The sequence below is a fragment of the Phenylobacterium sp. genome, assembly GCF_019636135.1.
GTDB lineage: Bacteria > Pseudomonadota > Alphaproteobacteria > Caulobacterales > Caulobacteraceae > Phenylobacterium.
Map to the genome: position 1 here is coordinate 53,126 of NZ_JAHBYD010000018.1, position 14,104 is coordinate 67,229.

General features: G+C 70.7%; 15 protein-coding genes. 11 read left to right on the forward strand and 4 right to left on the reverse strand.

The genetic code is table 11. From position 1 onward, the window contains the following. Positions 1-123 precede the first annotated feature (123 nt). The 3 genes from KF737_RS13760 to KF737_RS13770 all read left to right on the forward strand — a co-directional run bounded on the left by KF737_RS13760 (position 124) and on the right by KF737_RS13770 (position 3,012). The gene (locus KF737_RS13760; protein WP_296455654.1) at positions 124-1,053 is read left to right on the forward strand and encodes an SDR family oxidoreductase; all 930 of its coding nucleotides are present in this window, start codon (positions 124-126) and stop codon (positions 1,051-1,053) included. A gap of 285 nt (positions 1,054-1,338) precedes the next feature. Then, a complete protein-coding gene (locus KF737_RS13765; RefSeq protein WP_296455656.1) occupies positions 1,339-1,965 on the forward strand; it encodes a TetR/AcrR family transcriptional regulator in 627 nt (208 codons plus the stop codon). A 66-nt stretch (positions 1,966-2,031) separates the two neighbouring features. After that, positions 2,032-3,012, forward strand: coding sequence for an NADPH:quinone oxidoreductase family protein (locus tag KF737_RS13770; protein ID WP_296455661.1), 981 nt, complete (start codon positions 2,032-2,034; stop codon positions 3,010-3,012). 34 nt (positions 3,013-3,046) lie between these two features. On the opposite strand, the gene KF737_RS13775 is transcribed toward KF737_RS13770, so the two are convergent. Beyond that, positions 3,047-4,138, reverse strand: coding sequence for a citrate synthase/methylcitrate synthase (locus KF737_RS13775; RefSeq protein ID WP_296455664.1), 1,092 nt, complete (start codon positions 4,136-4,138; stop codon positions 3,047-3,049). Positions 4,139-4,220: 82 nt separating this feature from the next. Between KF737_RS13775 and KF737_RS22465 the strand changes: the two genes are divergently transcribed. Beyond that, positions 4,221-4,682, forward strand: a complete 462-nt coding sequence (locus tag KF737_RS22465; RefSeq protein ID WP_367273233.1) for a hypothetical protein — start codon at positions 4,221-4,223, stop codon at positions 4,680-4,682. Between the two features lie 53 nt (positions 4,683-4,735). Further along, entirely contained in the window at positions 4,736-5,392 is a 657-nt protein-coding gene (locus KF737_RS22470) for a citrate/2-methylcitrate synthase (RefSeq protein ID WP_367273234.1), read from the forward strand. A gap of 362 nt (positions 5,393-5,754) precedes the next feature. On the opposite strand, the gene KF737_RS13785 is transcribed toward KF737_RS22470, so the two are convergent. Further along, on the reverse strand, positions 5,755-6,636 hold the full coding sequence (locus KF737_RS13785) for a LysR substrate-binding domain-containing protein (RefSeq protein ID WP_296455668.1): 882 nt from the start codon (positions 6,634-6,636) through the stop codon (positions 5,755-5,757). A 279-nt stretch (positions 6,637-6,915) separates the two neighbouring features. Between KF737_RS13785 and sdhC the strand changes: the two genes are divergently transcribed. The 4 genes from sdhC to KF737_RS13805 are packed head-to-tail and all read left to right on the forward strand — an operon-like array spanning position 6,916 to position 10,263. Continuing rightward, positions 6,916-7,290, forward strand: a complete 375-nt coding sequence (gene sdhC / locus KF737_RS13790; RefSeq protein WP_296455671.1) for a succinate dehydrogenase, cytochrome b556 subunit — start codon at positions 6,916-6,918, stop codon at positions 7,288-7,290. Then, a complete protein-coding gene (gene sdhD / locus KF737_RS13795; protein ID WP_296455674.1) occupies positions 7,287-7,670 on the forward strand; it encodes a succinate dehydrogenase, hydrophobic membrane anchor protein in 384 nt (127 codons plus the stop codon). The genes sdhC and sdhD overlap by 4 nt, the downstream gene beginning before the upstream one ends. Positions 7,671-7,674: 4 nt before the next feature. Further along, on the forward strand, positions 7,675-9,462 hold the full coding sequence (gene sdhA, locus KF737_RS13800; RefSeq protein WP_296455677.1) for a succinate dehydrogenase flavoprotein subunit: 1,788 nt from the start codon (positions 7,675-7,677) through the stop codon (positions 9,460-9,462). Between the two features lie 15 nt (positions 9,463-9,477). Next, complete coding sequence (locus tag KF737_RS13805) at positions 9,478-10,263, forward strand: succinate dehydrogenase iron-sulfur subunit (protein ID WP_296455680.1); 786 nt, start codon at positions 9,478-9,480, stop codon at positions 10,261-10,263. Between the two features lie 252 nt (positions 10,264-10,515). Here KF737_RS13805 and KF737_RS13810 read toward each other — a convergent pair whose 3' ends face one another. Next, positions 10,516-11,064, reverse strand: coding sequence for a TetR/AcrR family transcriptional regulator (locus KF737_RS13810; RefSeq protein ID WP_296455683.1), 549 nt, complete (start codon positions 11,062-11,064; stop codon positions 10,516-10,518). Positions 11,065-11,212: 148 nt separating this feature from the next. On the opposite strand from KF737_RS13810, the gene KF737_RS13815 reads away from it, so the two are divergent. Then, positions 11,213-11,347: a GxxExxY protein gene (locus KF737_RS13815; RefSeq protein ID WP_296455686.1), complete on the forward strand. Its 135-nt coding sequence runs from the start codon at positions 11,213-11,215 to the stop codon at positions 11,345-11,347. A gap of 55 nt (positions 11,348-11,402) precedes the next feature. Here KF737_RS13815 and KF737_RS13820 read toward each other — a convergent pair whose 3' ends face one another. Beyond that, positions 11,403-12,677, reverse strand: coding sequence for a cytochrome P450 (locus KF737_RS13820; protein ID WP_296455689.1), 1,275 nt, complete (start codon positions 12,675-12,677; stop codon positions 11,403-11,405). 192 nt (positions 12,678-12,869) lie between these two features. Between KF737_RS13820 and KF737_RS13825 the strand changes: the two genes are divergently transcribed. Continuing rightward, positions 12,870-14,096: an FAD-dependent oxidoreductase gene (locus KF737_RS13825; protein ID WP_296455692.1), complete on the forward strand. Its 1,227-nt coding sequence runs from the start codon at positions 12,870-12,872 to the stop codon at positions 14,094-14,096. Positions 14,097-14,104: the final 8 nt, after the last annotated feature.

Here is a 14,104-nt window from a genome sequence, read left to right on the forward strand (position 1 = left end):
TCGGCCGCCCGCATCGATATGCGATTCCCCTGGCTCCGCAGGGGAGGTTCGTGCGCGATGCGCTTGACCGACCCGACGTCAGGGCGGCCTGTTCGCAGGCAGCGACAGATGCGGGAGGCCCCCATGACCGAATTCACCCTCGACGACCTGATGTTCAAGCCCGGCCTGATGAAGGGCCAGCGGATCCTGATCACGGGCGGCGGCACGGGCCTGGGCAAGGTGATGGCCGAGGCCTGCGTCCTGCTGGGCGCCGACGTGGTGATCTGGGGCCGCCGCGGCGAGGTGGTGGCCGCCACCGCCGACGAGATCAACGAGGCCCACGCCGCCGCCTCGGGCGGCCGCTGCGCCGGCATGGCCACCGACATCCGCGTGCCCGAGGCGATCCACGACGCCATGGACGAGGTCTGGGCCGGCGGCGCGCCGACGGGCTTGGTCAACAATGCGGCCGGCAACTTCATCAGCCGCACCGAGGACCTGTCGCCCCGCGGCTTCGACGCCATCGCCAACATCGTCTTCCGCGGCTCGTTCAACGTGACGCTCGACGCCGGCAAGCGCTGGCTGGCCGAGGGCAGGCACGCCTCGGTGGTCTCGATCCTGACCACCTGGGTCTGGCACGGCGGGCCGTTCACGGTGCCCAGCGCCATGTCGAAGGCCGGCCTGAACGTCATGACCCAGTCGCTGGCCGTCGAGTGGGGCAACCGCGGCATCCGCTTCAACGCCATCGCCCCCGGCCCCTTCCCGACCGAAGGCGCGTGGGCGCGGCTGAACCCCGGCTCGACCGAGGCGACCAGCGGCGAGCGGAAGACGGCCGACCCGACGATCCCGCTGGGCCGCAACGGCGAGATGCGGGAGCTCGCGAACCTGGCCGTCTACCTGCTGGACCCCGGCTCGGCCTATGTGAACGGCCAGACCATCGCCATCGACGGCGGCGGCCATCTGCGCGGCGGCGGCGGCTTCGCCCGCCTCTCCGAGTGGGGCGACGCCGAATGGGAAGCGGCCCGCAACTCCATCAAGGCCAGCAACGAGAAGGACCGGGCGCAACGCACGGTCTGACGCTCCGCGCCCGGCTTTTCAGCAGGGCAATCGCATATGGCTTGTGGGCGGCTTGTCCGCCCGATTCATGAACCGCGGAGATGCGCAGAGAAGCTCGCGGATCCACGGGAATCCTCCGCGTATCTCCGCGATCTCTGCGGTTTTGACTGACGGCCTTTCGGCCGCCCGCATCCATATGCGATGGCCCTGGGCTTTTCAGGGTGACGCATGCGTAAAGCCGCTGGCGGCCTCGTACGGCGCATCCTAATATGACGCCCGTCAGGTTTGGGGGCGGGTCGAGAGTTCATGTCGCAGGTGGCTTATCTTCCGGCGGGCAAGCGGGAACAGACGAAGGTCCAGAACCGCCAGGCCATCCTGGACGCCGCGCGCGAGGTGTTCGGCGAGCTGGGCTACGAGGCGGCGACCGTGCGCGACATCATCCGCCGCACGGGCCTCGCGGCCGGGACCTTCTACAACTACTACCGCTCGAAGGAGGAGGTGTTCGCCGCCCTCGCCGACGACGGCGCGCGCCGCTTCGCCCCGATCCTGAAGAACCTGCGCGGCAAGGGCGGCCCGATCGAGCCGTTCGTGCGCGAGGCGATCCTCGCCTACTTCGAGTTCATGGCCGACGAGCATGTGAGCTGGCTGGCGCGCCGCCCGGCCGGCGAGATGCAGCCCCATGTGCATGGCGAGACCCCCGAGATGGCGGCCGTGTTCGCCGAGGTGAAGGACGCCATCGAGCACGCGATCATCGAAGGCCGCGGGCCGGTCTCGGACAGCGATTACATGGCCGCCGCCGCCATCGGCGTCGCCCGCGAGGTCTGCGACCGGATGCTCATGCGCCGGCCGATCGACACGGCCGCGGCGGCCGACTTCGCCGCGGAGATGATCCTCCACGGGCTGAAGGGCCTGCCGGGCGCCGGCCAGCACTGAGGCTGGCCTGCCCTCGCGTGAGGCAGGGCTAGCTGCGCCAACGAGAACCCCCACGAGGTCGGACCGATGCGCGCCCTGGTCGTCGAAGAACTGCTGCCCGACTACGCCGGCGTCCATATCCGCGACGTGCCGGTCCCGCAGCCGGGGCCGGGCGAGGTGCGCATCCGGGTCCGCGCGGCGGCGGTGAACTTCCCCGACCTGATGCAGACGCGCGGCGAGCACCAGCACAAGCCGCCGGTCCCCTTCGTGGGCGGCATGGAGCTGGCCGGCGAGATCGACGCCCTGGGCGAGGGCGTGGCCGGCTTCGCCGTGGGCGACGCGGTGTGCAGCGGCGGGCGCGGGGGCTTTGCGGAATATGCGATCCTGCCGGCGGCGACGCTGCGCCGGAAGCCCGAGCGGCTGTCGTTCGCCGAGGCCGCGGGCTATCCGGTGGCGTACCTCACCGCCTACGTCGCCTTCAGCCGCTGCGGCATGGTCCAGCCCGGCGAGTGGGTGCTGGTCCACGGCGCGGCCGGCGGCGTGGGCCTGGCGGCCGTCGACTACGCCAAGGTGCTGGGCGCCCGGGTGATCGCCGCCTCGGCCTCGGACGAGAAGCTGGCAGTCATCGAGAAGGAATACGACGTCGACGCGACGGTGAACGTCACCCGCGGCTTCCGCGAGCGGGTGAAGGCGCTCACCGGCGGGCGCGGCGCGGACGTGATCTACGACCCCGTCGGCGGCGACGTCTTCGACGAGTCGATCCGCTGCATCGCCTTCGGCGGCCGCATCCTCTCGATCGGCTTCACCAGCGGCCGGCTGCCGGTGCTGCCGGTCAACATCGCGCTGATCAAGGGCTTCTCCGTCCACGGCGTGCGCGCCGGCGAATACGGCCGTCAGTTCCCCGCCAGGGGCCGCGAGAACAACGCGGCCATCTGGAAGCTGGCCGAGGACGGCAGGGTGCGCCCGCGCGTGGACCGGGAGTATCCGCTCACCGGCTGGCGCGAGGCGTTCGAGACGCTGGCCCAGCGCAAGGTGGTCGGCAAGACCATCATCCGGCCCGACCTGTGACACGCCGTCTTCCGCCCATCCCCGCGGGGAGGCGTTACGCCGCCTTCTTCGGCATCGGCCCGATGTAGAGGCTCGCCGGGCGGATCAGGCGGCCGCCGACCACCTGCTCGCGGGCGTGGGCCAGCCAACCCGCGACACGGCCCATGGCGAAGACGCAGGTGAAGGCGCCGGGCGGGAAGGCGAGCGCCTCGAGCAGCAGCGCGGTGTAGAACTCGACGTTGGTCTGCAAGGGGCGGTTCGGCTTGTGCTCGCGCAGGATGTCGAGGACGGCCGCCTCGACCACCTCGGCGAACTCCAGCCGGCCCTGGCGCGCGTCCAGCCAGCGCACGGCCTGCTTCAGCGCGTCGGCGCGCGGGTCGCGGACCTTGTAGACGCGATGGCCGAAGCCCATCAGCCGGTCGCCGCGGCCCAGCGCCGCCTCGATCCAGGCGCGCGCGTTCGCCGGCTCGCCGATCTCGTCCAGCATGTCGATGATCGGCCCCGGCGCGCCGCCGTGCAGCGGGCCCTTCAGCGCGCTGATCCCGGCCAGCACCGCCGAGGTCAGCCCGGCCCGCGTCGAGGCCACCACCCTTGCGGCGAAGGTCGAGGCGTTCAGGCCGTGGTCGCTGACCGTCACGAGGTAGGTGTCGAGCGCGTCGGCCTCGGCGTCGCTCGCCGGGGCGCCGCGCAGCATGCGCAGGACGTCGGCGGCGTGGCGCAGCGCGGGGTCCGGCGCGACCGGCGCCTCGCCGGCCTGGGCGCGGACCACGGCCGCGGTGAACACCGCCGGCGCGGCCAGCAGCCGGAACGCCGCCTCGGCGTCGTCGCCGTCGGCGAGCCGGGCGGTCAGCGCGCGCATGGCCTCCACCGGCGTGCGGTCCAGCAGGCCGGTGTCCAGCGCCGCCACCTCGGCGAACACTTGCGTGCGGGCGCGGCCCAGGGCGGCGCGGATGTCGGTGGGCAGGTCGTCGTAGAAGCCGTCGAACAGCAGGCCCACGGCCTCCTCGAACGTGGTGCGGCCGGCGAGCTCGTCCAGCGAGTGGCCGCGGATGATCAGGCGGCCCGCGGCGCCGTCCACCTCGCTCAGCACGGTGCGCGCGGCGATGACGGTCTCGAGGCCGTCGGAGCCGTCGGTCAGTTGGGTCATGGGAAGGTCTCCGTCTCTTGTGCGGAGACAAATTCGCCGGATGCCTTGTGAGATCAAGATTGATCAATATGATCAATATAAGATGCCCCACACCGACTGGATCGCCGCCGAGGAAGCCCGTGACCGCCTGGGGGTGCGTCCGCAGACGCTGTACGCCTATGTGAGCCGCGGCCGCGTCGGCGTGCGGCCCGACCCCGGCGATCCGCGCCGCAGCCTCTACCGGGCCGCCGACATCGCCGCGCTGGCCGAGCGGAAGTCGCGCAGCCGCAAGATCTCCGAGGTGGCGGAGGGCGCGATCAGTTGGGGCGAGCCGGTGCTCTCCTCCGAGATCACCACGGTGCAGGGCGGGCGGCTCTACTACCGCGGCCGCGACGCCATCCGGCTGGCCGAGGCCGAGACGCTGGAGGCGGTGGCGCGGCTGCTGCGCGGCGGCCACGGCGCGGCGCTCAAGCGCACCGACCGGCCGAAGCGACCGCCCCGGAGCCGCCGACATGCGCGCCCGCGCCTACGGCACTGGCGGCCCGCGCCGCCGCCGACCCGCTGACCCGCGGCCGCGCCATCCCTGGCGCGGCGTGGAGGCCGCCACCCTACTGGACGATGCTGACCGACGCCGTGGCCGCCGACGTCGGCAGCGGGCCGATCCACAACCGCCTGGCGCTGGCCTGGGGCCAGGGGCCGGGCGGGCCGGGCGCGGACCTGATCCGCCGCATCCTGGTCCTCGTCGCCGACCATGAGCTGAACCCGTCCGCCTTCGCCGCCCGCGTGGCGGCGTCGACCGGCGCTTCGCTCGCCGCCGCGGCGCTGGCCGGGCTCTCGACGCTGTCAGGCCCGCGCCACGGCGGGGCCACCGCCGCCGTCCGCCGCTTCGCCGCCGAGGCCGCCGAGCTCGGCCCGCGCGAGGCGATCCAGGCCCGCCTCGCCGACGACCGCGCGCTCCCGGGTTTCGGCCACAACCTCTATCCGGACGGCGACCCCCGCGCGGCCGCCCTGCTGGAACGCTTCGTCCCGCCCCCCGAGCTCGCCCGCCTCGCCGAACTGGTGGAGGCGATCACCGGCCACCCGCCCAACGTCGACTTCGCCCTCATGGCCGCCTGCGACGCCCTGAAGCTGCCCGACGACGCGCCCTTCGCCCTGTTCTCCGTCGCGAGATGCGCCGGCTGGATCGCCCACGCCATCGAACAGGGCCAGCAGGACCGCCTGATCCGCCCCCGGGCGCGCTACACCGGGCCGGAGCCGGAACCTCCCCTCCCTTGATGGGCAGGGTAATCGCATATGGATGCAGGCGGCCGAAAGGCCGTCAGTCGAACCGCAGAGATCGCGGAGATACGCGGAGGCTTTCCCCGTTTGTCATCCCGGTTTGGGCGCAGCCCAAGACCGGGACCCAACCCTCCGGTGCGTCGATGGTTGGGGGCCGGCCCCTGGCGAGCGGGGGCAGATAACAACCTCAGAGCACCGGACGGTTGGGTCCCGGTCTTCGCCTGCGGCGAAACCGGGATGACAATCGTGGGAGAGCTTCTCTGCGTGTCTCCGCGATCTCTGCGGTTCAAGAATCGGGCGGACGAGCCGCCCACAAACCATATGCGATCGCCCTCTCCCGATGGGGCGCAACCAGAGGCTCACGCCCGTAGCGCGTCGACCAGTTCCCGCGCGTAGGGCCGCAGCTCGGCTTCGGCGCGCACGACGATGGTGAGCTTCCGCAGGGCCCAGTCGTCGGCGAGGTCGATCACGGCCAGCCTCATGGTCCTGGCCGCCCGCCGCGCCGTGGTCTGCGGCACCACGCCGACGCCCACCCCCGCCTCGACCATCCGGCAGACGGCGTCGAAGCTGCGCAACTGCACGCGCAGCTTCAGCGGCCGGCCCTCGCGCGCGGCCTTGGCGGTCAGGAACCGTTGCAGCGACGCCGAACGCTCCAGCCCCACGAAGTCGTAGTCCAGCACCTCGGCGAAGGAGACGCGCGTCCGGCTCGCCAGCGGATGGCCGACGCCGGCCACGACGGCGAACCGGTCCTCGCGGAACGGATAGGTCTCCAGGGCGCCCACCTCGACGGTGCCGGCGACGATGCCCACGTCGCCGACGCCCTCGGCGATCAGCCCCACGATCTCGTCCGACAGCCGCTCCTCCAGGTCGACGCTGACGTGGGGGCGCGCGGCCAGGAACGCGCCCAGCGCCTCGGGCAGGAATTCGGTGAGCGCGTTGGTGTTGGCCAGCAGCCGCACCTCGCCCGACAGCCCGCCGGCGAACGCCGAGAGGTCCTCGCGCATCCGCGCCGCCTGCTCCAGCATCGCGCGGGCGTGCTTCAGCAGCATGCGGCCCGCGGGCGTGGCCGTGACGCCCTGCCGCGAGCGCGTCAGCAGCGTCGCGCCCAGCGCGCCCTCCATGTTGCGGATCCGCGTCGAGGCCGCCGCCAGCGCCAGCGCGCTCTTCTCGGCGCCCGCCGTGATCGAGCCTTCGTCGACGACGTCGCAGAACAATCGCAGGTCGGTGAGGTCGAACCGCATCCTTCGCCTTTCGCGAAGGAAACCTAGACCGATCGCGCATTGCCTCCAAGGGCGGGGCGCGACAGACTTCGGCGTGTACGAACCTTGTGACTTCGGCAATTGCGAAGCATTCGCAACTAGCGGCGCCGCAGGTTCCCGGGACGCGGTCGGGCGGGGCGTCACGCCCCCACCGTTCGTTGACACCCCTCGCCCGGCGCTTAAAACCGCAGGGCCGGGGGCATTAGGGGAGGCGGCGGCTTAGCCATGACGAGCGTTCCACGCGGTCCATCGGACCGCCCGATGTCGCCGCACCTGCAGATATGGCGCTGGCACGTCACCATGCTGACCTCGATCCTGCACCGGGTGACCGGCTGCGGGCTCTATCTCGGCGGCCTGATCCTGGCCGCGTGGGCGATCTCGCTGGCGGCGGGGCCCGAGGCCTACGCGACCTTCAAGAGCCTGCTGGGCTCGCCGCTGGGCAGGTTCGTGATGCTCGGGATGAGCGCCTCGGCGTTCTACCACCTGGCCAACGGCGTCCGGCACCTGGTGTGGGACTTCGGCCGCGGCCTCGGCAAGGAAAGCGCCAACGCCTCGGCCTACATGGTCTTCGGCTTCACCATCGCGGCCACCGCCGCGGCCTGGGCGATCGCCTACATGACGGGAGCCCTGGCATGAGCTACCGCACCCCGCTCTCACAGGCCCGCGGCCTGGGCTCCGCCAAGCACGGCGTCGGCCACTGGCTCTCCGAGCGCGTCGCCGCCATCGCGCTGGTGCCGCTGGTGCTCTGGGGCGCCTACAGCGTCATCCTGCTGGCCCGCATGGACTACTACGAGGCCGCCTCGTGGATCGCCGAGCCGCTGAACGCCACCCTCATGATCCTGACGATCTTCGTCGCCACCACGCACATGATCTCGGGCGTCCGCGTGGTGATCGAGGACTACGTCTACAGCAACCTCAGCAAGGCCGCGGCCCTGCTGCTCAACCTGTTCATTGGCTGGCTGGCGGGCGCGCTCGCCATCTTCTCGATCCTCAAAGTCGCGCTGGGGGGCGCCTGATCCCATGGCGGCCTACGAGTTCATCGACCACAAGTTCGACGTCGTGGTGGTCGGCGCCGGCGGCTCGGGCCTCCGCGCCGCGCTGGGCTGCGCCCAGGCCGGCCTGAAGACGGCCTGCGTCACCAAGGTCTTCCCGACCCGGTCGCACACGGTCGCGGCCCAGGGCGGCATCTCGGCCAGCCTCGGCAACATGGGCGAGGACGACTGGCGCTGGCACATGTACGACACCGTCAAGGGGTCGGACTGGCTGGGCGACCAGGACGCCATCGAATACCTGTGCCGCAACGCCCCGGCCGCGGTGTACGAGCTGGAGCACTGGGGCGTCCCGTTCAGCCGCACGGCCGACGGCAAGATCTACCAGCGCGCCTTCGGCGGCATGACGAAGAACTACGGCGAGGCCCCGATCCAGCGCACCTGCGCCGCGGCCGACCGCACCGGCCACGCCATGCTGCACACCATGTACGGGCAGTCCCTGGCGCACGAGACCGAGTTCTTCATCGAGTACTTCGCCCTCGACCTGATCATGGACGACGGCGTGTGCCGTGGCGTCACGGCCTGGAAGCTGGACGACGGCACGCTGCACCGCTTCCAGGCGCAACTCGTGATCCTGGCCACCGGCGGCTACGGCCGCGCCTACTTCTCGGCGACCAGCGCGCACACCTGCACCGGCGACGGCGGGGGCATGGCGCTGCGCGCCGGCCTGCCGCTGCAGGACATGGAGTTCGTGCAGTTCCACCCGACCGGCATCTACGGCTCGGGCTGCCTGATCACCGAGGGCGCCCGCGGCGAGGGCGGCTACCTCACCAACTCCGAGGGCGAGCGGTTCATGGAGCGCTATGCGCCCACCGTGAAGGACCTCGCGCCGCGCGACATGGTGAGCCGCGCCATGACCATGGAGATCCGCGAGGGCCGCGGCGTGGGCCCGAAGAAGGACCACATCTTCCTGCACCTGGACCACCTGGACCCGAAGATCCTGCACGAGCGCCTGCCGGGCATCTCGGAGAGCGCCAAGATCTTCGCCGGCGTCGACGTCACCAAGGAGCCGATCCCGGTGCTCCCGACCGTCCACTACAACATGGGCGGCATCCCCACGAACTTCTACTCGGAGGTCGTCACCAAGGCCGGCAAGGACCCGGACAAGGTGGTGCCCGGCCTGATGGCCGTGGGCGAGGCGGCCTGCGTGTCGGTCCACGGCGCCAACCGCCTGGGCTCGAACAGCCTGATCGACCTCGTGGTGTTCGGGCGGTCCGCCGCCCTGCGCGCCGCCGACACCGTGAAGGCCGGGGCGACCCAGCCCGAGCTGAAGCCCGCCATGACCGACGGCCACCTCGCGCGCCTCGACCGCTTCCGCAACGCCGGCGGCGGCGTCTCGACGGCGGCCCTGCGCCTCGAGATGCAGATGGCCATGCAGGAGGACGCCGCCGTCTACCGCACGTCCGACGCCCTGGCGTCCGGCGTGAAGCGGATGGAAGCGGTCAACGCCAGGCGGCCCGACCTGAAGGTCACCGACCGTTCGATGATCTGGAACTCGGACCTGATGGAGACCCTGGAGCTCGACAACCTGATCGGCCAGGCCGTCGTCACCGTGGTCGGCGCGCACAACCGCACCGAAAGCCGCGGCGCCCACGCGCACGAGGACTTCCCCGAGCGCAACGACAAGACGTGGATGAAGCACACGCTCGCCTGGTTCGACGACAAGACCGGCAAGGTGAAGATCGATTACCGCCCGGTCCACGACTACACGATGACCGACGAGATCGCGCCGTTCCCGCCCAAGGCGCGGGTCTACTAGGAAGGGATAAGACAGATGGTCCAGCTCACCCTTCCCAAGAACTCGAAGATCAAGCCGACCGGGAAGCACTTCCCGGCCCCGGCGGGCGCCTCGAAGGTCAGGACGTTCAAGATCTACCGCTACGATCCGGACTCGGGCGAGAATCCGCGCTGGGACACCTACGACGTCGACACCGCCCAGTGCGGGCCGATGGTCCTCGACATCCTGATCCACATCAAGAACACGGTCGATCCGACGCTGACCTTCCGGCGCTCGTGCCGCGAGGGCATCTGCGGCTCGTGCGCGATGAACATCGACGGGCGCAATGCGCTGGCCTGCATCCAGGGCCATGAGGAGTGCTCGGGCGCGAAGGTCTCGATCAGCCCGCTGCCGCACATGCCGGTGGTGAAGGACCTGGTCCCCGACCTGACCCTCTTCTACGCGCAGTACGCCTCGGTCGAACCCTGGCTGCACACCGAGACGCCCGAGCCGCAGAAGGAGTGGAAGCAGAGCCCGCAGGATCGCGAGAAGCTGGACGGCCTCTACGAGTGCATCCTCTGCGCCTGCTGCTCGACCTCGTGCCCCAGCTACTGGTGGAACCAGGAGAAGTACCTGGGCCCGGCGGCGCTGCTGCACGCCTACCGCTGGATCATCGACAGCCGCGACGAGGCCACGGGCGAGCGCCTGGACGAGCTGGAAGACCCCTTCAAGCTCTACCGCTGCCACACCATCATGAACTGCACCCAGGTCTGCCCCAAGGGCCTGAACCCGGCGAAGGCGATCGCCGAGATCAAGAAGATGCTGGTGGAACGGGTGGTTTGAGGCGCTGAACCTCGGAAGGCCAGGTTCAATGATATAGATCGTCATCCCGGCCGGGATGACGCGGTGTCTTGGGGCGACTCCATCGAGCGCCGCCCCCAGCCGGGCCAGCGGCAAGGCCGCGAAGTGGCGCGTTCCGATTCAATGAACCGCGGAATACGCGGAATCTCGCGGAAGGGGTCCGGGCTGGCTTCCGCGTCATTCCGCGTATTCCGCGGTTCCGAACGACTGCGCCTCCGCGTGCGCGGAGGCCGACTAGCGCCGGTCAGGGCGGAACAGCGCCTCGAGGCCCACGATCACCTGGTCGATCAGGTCGGACTGTCCGCGCGCGGTGTCGCCCAGGCTGGCCGCCCCATGCGAGGCGGCCCAGACGGCCAGCGTGATCTGGTCCAGCGGCGGGTTCACCCGCGCCTGCGCGGCGGCGACCTCGCCCACGATCCCGTGCAGCCCCGCCAGGGCCGCCGCCCGCGCCTCGGCGACCGGCGCGAGCGCGGCGACCTCGGGGTCGAACATCAGGGCGAACAGCGCGGGCTCGCGGCGCGCGAAGCGGAAATAGCCCGTCGCCCAGGCGCGCAGCCGCTGGCCCTGTCCCGACGCGTCGTCGGCCGCCTCCAGCTCGCGCCGCAGTTCCTTGAAGCCGCCGGCCGCCAGTTCGCCCAGCAGCTCGGTCTTGCTCTCGTAGTGGTGGTACATCGAGGCGGCCGTGATGCCCGCCCGCGCCGCCAGCGCGCGCAGGTGCAGCGGCTGGCCCTCCTCGAGCATGCCGCGCGCCTCGCGCAGCAACCGCCCGCGAAGATCCCCCACATGATATCTCCGGCCCGCCTCCATGGGCGGACCATAGGCCACGGCCCCAGGATCGAACCACGGATTTCACTCACCTCCCCCATCGCGGCAGCGATGGCGGGAGGGGGACCGACCGCCGAGCCCGGCTCAGCCGGGCGTAGAGCGGTTGGTGGAGGGGGCGAACCGCAAACTCGGCGAGCATCGGGCGCAAACCATCAACTACATGCGCGCCGCCGATATGAGGGTTGGCTTGCTGGTCAACTTCGGAGCCCTGAGCGCGGAAGTCGAGCGCTTCGTGCTCTGACCCCATCCGTGAAATCCGTGAAATCCGTGGTTCAATCCTTGAAGAGCCCGCGCCCCTAGTTCCGGGCCGGGATCACCACCGGCAGGGTCTCGTAGCCCTTCACGAACACCGAGTGGGTGCGCAGGGGCTCGCGGACCAGGCGGATCTCGGGGAAGCGCTTCAGGATCTCCTCCCAGATGATGCAGAGCTGCAGCTCGGCCAAGCGGTTGCCCACGCAGCGGTGGATGCCGAAGCCGAACGACAGGTGGTTGCGCACCCGCTCGCGCTCGATGTCGTAGGCGTTGGGGTTGGCGATCTGGTCCTCGTCGCGGTTGCCCGAGACGTACCACATCACCACGCGGTCGCCGGCCCTGATGGTCTTGCCGTGCATCTCGAAGTCCTGCGTGGCCGTCCGCGCCATGTGCGCCAGCGGCGTCTGCCAGCGGATGGTCTCGCTCACCATGGCCGGGATCAGGCCCGGGTTGGCGCGCAGCTTCGCGTACTGGTCCGGGTGCTTGTTCAGGGCGTAGACCGAGCCCGAGATCGTGTTCCGGGTCGTATCGTTGCCGCCGATGATCAGGAGCACGACATTGGAGTGGTAGTCGTGGACGTTGAGGTTCCGGGTGGCCTCGGCGTGGGCCATCATCGAGATCAGGTCGAACTTCGGCGGGGCGTTCACCCGCGCCGCCCACAGCTTGTCGAAGGCGTCGAAGCACGCGTCGGCCTGCTCGCGCTTGTGCTCCCAGCTCTTGGCGGGGCCGAACCCGGGCGCATTGGTGAACATGTCCGACCAGAAGGTCAGCTCGCGGCGCCTTTCCTGCGGGTAGTCGAAGAGCGTGGCGAGCGTCATCGCCGTCAGCTCCTTCGAGACCGTGTCGACCCAGTCGAACTCCTCGCCGATCGGTAGGCCGTCCAGGATCTTGCCCGCCTCCTCGCGGATGATCGGGCTCATGGCCTGCAGGTTCGCGGGCGCCACGGCCGGCGAGACGGTCTTGCGCTGCACGTCGTGGCCCGGCGGGTCCATGGCGATGAAGCTGTTGCCGCGCGGCCGCTTGTCGGACTCGGCCTTGCCCTCCAGCGTCTGCAGCACGATGCCGTCGGCCGAGGAGAACACCTCGTGGTTGGTGTCGACGGCCATGATGTCCTGGTAGCGGGTGATCGACCAGAAGCCGTCGTACTCGTCGCCGCGCGGCGTCCAGTGGACCGGCGATTCCTTGCGCAGCCGGTCGAAGATCGCCCAGTGCGCGTCGTTCACGAAGAGGTCGGTCTGCGCGGGGTTCAGCGCCTCGAGCGGCAGGTTCGCGGCCTCGGCCGCTGCGGCCGCGCGGAAGTCGACGGAGCCGTCGTCCATGATGTTCCTCCCCGGAACGATGCGGGGCGCTTACGGCCCTTGCCGCCATGGCGCCGATCCAAACGCCGTTCGGCAAGGCGTTTCGCGGGTGACTTGATCTGACGCGGAAAGGTCGGTTGAAGCAGGGTCGGACAGGCCACGCTTCCGTTGCGGAAGTTGACGCCCGTGTCACTTTTGGGCATCGAACACAGCATGAGCCAGGCCAAGGTGGTCATCGTGGGCGCGGGCCACGCCGGGGGGACGGCGGCGGCGCTCTTGCGCCAGTACGGCCACGAGGGCCCGATCGCCCTGATCGGCGACGAGCCGATCGCGCCCTACCAGCGCCCGCCGCTCAGCAAGGCCTGGCTGAAGGGCGAGGCCGACGCCGACTCCCTGGCGCTGAAGCCGACCGAGTTCTACGCCGAGGCGGACATCGACTTCCGGCCCGGCGTCACCGCCACGGCCATCGACCGCGGGGCCAAGGCCGTCACCCTCTCCGACGGCTCGGCCCTGCCCTACGACGTCCTGATCCTGGCCACCGGCGCGCGCGCCATCGCGCTGCCCATCGAGGGCAAGGACCTCGGCGGCATCCTCTTCCTGCGCACGGCGGCGCACGCCGAGGCGCTGAAGGCCGCGGTCGGCCCCGGCAAGAGGCTGGCGGTCGTCGGCGGCGGCTACATCGGCCTGGAGGTCGCCGCGTCCGGCCGGGCGCTGGGCGCCGAGGTGGTGGTGCTGGAGCGCGAGAACCGCATCCTGGCCCGCGTCGCCTGCCAGGCGCTCTCCGACTTCTTCACCGGCTACCACGAGAAGCACGGCGTGATGTTCGAGCTGGGCGCCAGCGTCACCGGCTTCGAGGGCCGGGACGGCCACGTCACCGGCGTGAAGCTGGCCGACGGCCGCACCATCGCCTGCGACGCGGTGGTGGTGGGCGTCGGCGCCCATCCGAACGACGAGCTCGCCAAGGCCGCCGGCCTCGAATGCGCCCGCGGCGTCGTCGTCGACCTGGACGCCCGGTCCGTCACCGACCCGGACATCTTCGCCATCGGCGACGTCGCCCACCGGCCGATGCCGATCTACGAGCGCATGTTCCGCATGGAGAGCGTGCCCAACGCGCTCGAACAGGCCAAGCAGGCCGCCAGCGCCATCGCCGGGCGCCCGCGGCCGCCGGGCGAGTGCCCCTGGCAGTGGTCGGACCAGTTCGACCTGAAGCTCCAGATCGCCGGCTACGCCTTCGACGTCGACGAGATCCTGATCCGCGGCGACCCCGCCACGGCGAAGTTCGCCGTCTTCCACCTGAAGGGCGATCTCGTGCAGTCGGTGGAGGCGATCAACGCGCCGCCCGAATTCATGATGGGGAAGAACCTCATCCTCGGCCGCAAGCCCGTGAACAAGGCGAAGCTTGCGGACCCGTCCGTTTCCATGAAAGAGGTCGCCGTCTAATCGCGGCG